Origin of the sequence: Candidatus Phycosocius spiralis, from assembly GCF_030158815.1 — a bacterium.
GTDB classification, from domain to species: Bacteria; Pseudomonadota; Alphaproteobacteria; order Caulobacterales; family Aquidulcibacteraceae; genus Aquidulcibacter; species Aquidulcibacter spiralis.
This window is the reverse complement of record NZ_BPFZ01000026.1, coordinates 1-3,145: the sequence shown is the minus strand read 5'-3', so window position 1 is coordinate 3,145 and position 3,145 is coordinate 1. Positions and strand designations below refer to the sequence as shown.

Sequence of the window (3,145 nt, the reverse complement as noted above, 5' to 3'; positions counted from 1 at the left end):
CTGGGCGATGTCACCCCCTCCACCCCAGAAACCCCCCAAGCCCCCCAAGCCACCCCGCCGAAGAAGAAAAAATGTGGTGGGCTTGGCCAGATTTTGTTGGTGGTGATTGCTGTGGTGGTGACGATTGCAACAAAAGGGGCCACTAAAGAATTCTTTTTACAAGTGTTTGCTAAAATGGGTGCCAGTGCGGCCGCAGCAGCGACTGCAGCCAGTTACGCGACCGCGGCTGCTATTGGCTCAACCGTCTCCCAAGCTTTTGGTGTGGCGACGGGGATACAAGAGAAGTTTGACTGGAAGGCCGTGGCACTGGCCTTCATTACTAACGCCGTTAGCGGTGGCATGGCTGGTAAGTTTGGCTCAGGCATCCTTGGTGCGGTGCTCGAAAATGTGGCCGCCAACGCAACCACACAGGCGATTGCCGTCACGATGGGCCTGCAGGATAAATTCAGCTGGGCAGCGGTTGCGGCAGCAGGCGTTGGGGGTGGGGTTGGGCATGGCGTTGGCAACAGTTCGATCTTGAGATCAGCATCCGCCCAGACGACAAAGCAAGTGGTGTCGATGGCAACAGCGGTCGCCAATGCAGCCACGCGATCATTAATCGACGGCAGTGACTTTGGTGACAATGTGATGGCGGCATTGCCCAGTGTGGTTGGCAATATGATCGTTGATGGCCTCGCGTCCTTAAACTTTAATGGGGGTGGGGATAAGCTCACTCAACTGGCTAATAACACATACAATTCGGTCATGACCGACGCCGCACCCGAAGTCATCAAGGTGTATGCCAATAAGCAAGCCCCAAAAACAAAGTGGGATATCTTCAGAGAAAACTACGAACAAGATTTGTACAATCTGAACTCGGCGATCAAGAACGGGATTAGAATTGGCAATACGCGCACTGAAAATCCACGCGCGCCATCTTCTGTGCAAACGGTATTTGCCAGAATGAACAACTCTTCATTTGCCAGAATGAACAACCCTTCATTTGCCAGAATGAACAACCCTTCGCCCAACCAATTTGGTACGCTTGGGAATATATTTGCGCCAAAACTAAATGATCCATTCAATGCCAAAGGGGCATTTAGTGCATTTAAATCTAGGCTAAATGCTGCCATGCGTGGCGGCGATCCGTTTGAACGCGGGATCGCCGCCTCTGGCTTGTCCCAGTCTGCCTTGGGTAGCGGCCTTAGCGCGATGATACCAGATATGCAAGGTGCCGCAGTCGATATGATGGGTCAAACCATCCTTGGCGAAGGCGTCGGCGCGCTGGTTGGACGGGTTGCCGGGCTTGGCGGACGGGTTTTGGGGGGTGAGGGTGGTGTCGCAAAGAGTGTTGGGGGCTCGCTCATCCCCAAGATCGGTGGTAAACCGCCGATCAACAACAAGTATGCTGGGCAAGTTCACCCGTCAGGTGTGCGGTTCACGGAGCAAGGCTTCCCTGACTTCAGACCCTATGCGAAGGCAGAGGTCGGCGTTGAAGGCTTGACGGGGGTCCATCGCACCGATGCTGCGCTAGCTAATGCTGCTGTCGGCTTGAAAAGCACGCCCAAGGGATACGTCTGGCATCACGTTGAAGACGGCTTTACGATGCAACTCATCCCGAAAGCTACCCATAACTCGGTAAGACATACGGGCGGCGCGGCTGTGATTAGGAATGGAGGCTTTGACTGATGAAGGTTGGTTTGAAGGGCGGACGGCAAGCTGCCGGCAGCGATATAGCCGCTGTCGAAGCGGTGATCGGGCAACCGTTGGACGGTCAGTTCCGTAGGTTCATTGAAGCCAACAACGGCGCCGATCCCGATGTGAATTCATTCCCTGTCGATGGTGTAGCGCATGTGGGCGGCGTAACCGAGTTCATACCAATCGAAAATGTCATACGTGAACGGGAATACATAGATGACATTAGTCCACACGCTTATCCTATCGCATCCTCTGAGGGTGGGAACTACGTGCTTCTCGATCAGGATCAGGGGGGGGGCATTTTCTTCTGGGATCATGAAGTTGAGGGTCGAATATCGAAGCTCGCAGATAGTTTTGACGAATTCTTGGATATGATCGAACCCTTTGATGTCTCGACCATTAAACTCGCGCCGGGGCAGGTTAAGAGTGCTTGGATAGATCCTGATTTTTTGAAGCAGTTTGGTGACTGAGTGTTTTGGAGCTACAATTTTGGCGAAACCAAGACAAATGGAACGGTTCCCTCTGCGGGGTAACCTGTTATCTGCGTCGAAGAGAAATGCGACGGAATTACGGCAATAGGTGCAACAACCCCGTAATTGACGCTGCTAGCTCAGGCCAATAGCCGAGTTCCAAGACCTAGCTCCTCGCTCAGGGCCTAGCCCGGCACCCCACACCTCGTGACTCAATTCAGGCAATGTGCGGCGCACGGTATCGACCCATGCGAAAATCAATGCCAACCAGACGCTGGGAGGCACGGTCACCGAGGAGTACTGGTACAAGTACGATGGCCTGAACGTATCCATTCGCCGAGGGCCACATACCGTTGAGGTATGAACTGGGCTAGGTACTGTGCGTATGGAGACGTTACAGACGATAGCAGCAGGATATGGGCGTCGGCTTGATGTTGTGGAGACGGGTCTTCGGCGTCGCTTTTCTGACGATTTCAAGCTGTCGGTTGTGGCGGAGAGTTATGCGGCTGGGGCTGTGATGACGCAGCGTGCGCGCCCTTGAACCGTTCCAAGTCCTTGATCTAAAGCCTGCCCGATGACGCTAAGTCTACGCACCACCACCTCTGGCACGACCGCCGCCGCTGTTATTGCTGGGGGTGCTATGGCAGCAGCAGCAGGCTCTATTGTCTCCCAAGCTTTTGGTGTGGCGACGGGGATACAAGAGAAGTTTGACTGGAAAGGCGTCGCACTGGCCGCGATCAGCGGCGGTGTTGGGGGTGCTGTGTCGAGCATAGCGGGACCTGCTCAGTCTATGGTAGGGGCCGCAATTCGTGGTGCGGCCACCAACGCAATCAGCCAAGGCATCGCCGTCACGATGGGCCTGCAAGATAAGTTCAGCTGGGCAGCGGTTGCGGCCGCTGGTGTTGGGTCGGCGGTAGGGCATGGCATGCGTGGCGCGATCGGTGCCAAGCCGCTTTCTGGGGACGGCTCGTCCCGCGACCTTGGCAATATTGGCAAGA

4 protein-coding genes are annotated in these 3,145 nt (G+C 55.1%); all 4 read left to right on the top strand.

Annotation, left to right across the window (positions count from 1 at the left end):
• Positions 1-1,668 (top strand): HNH endonuclease (locus PsB1_RS11715; protein ID WP_284361814.1); only part of this gene is annotated, 1,668 nt, incomplete at its 5' end.
• Positions 1,668-2,147 (top strand): SMI1/KNR4 family protein, encoded by a 480-nt coding sequence (locus PsB1_RS11710; protein WP_284361812.1) that lies wholly within the window; start codon positions 1,668-1,670, stop codon positions 2,145-2,147. The genes PsB1_RS11715 and PsB1_RS11710, both read left to right, overlap by 1 nt.
• A 385-nt stretch (positions 2,148-2,532) precedes the next feature.
• Entirely contained in the window at positions 2,533-2,688 is a 156-nt protein-coding gene (locus tag PsB1_RS11705; protein WP_284361810.1) for a hypothetical protein, read from the top strand.
• A 33-nt stretch (positions 2,689-2,721) separates the two neighbouring features.
• A partial coding sequence (locus PsB1_RS11700) for a hypothetical protein (protein ID WP_284361808.1) occupies positions 2,722-3,145 on the top strand: 424 nt, incomplete at its 3' end.

Bases quoted from the DNA above. Each gene is read 5' to 3' on its own strand.
- PsB1_RS11705 (WP_284361810.1), top strand. From the start codon at position 2,533: ATGGAGACGTTACAGACGATAGCAGCAGGATATGGGCGTCGGCTTGAT.
- PsB1_RS11710 (WP_284361812.1), top strand. From the start codon at position 1,668: ATGAAGGTTGGTTTGAAGGGCGGACGGCAAGCTGCCGGCAGCGATATA.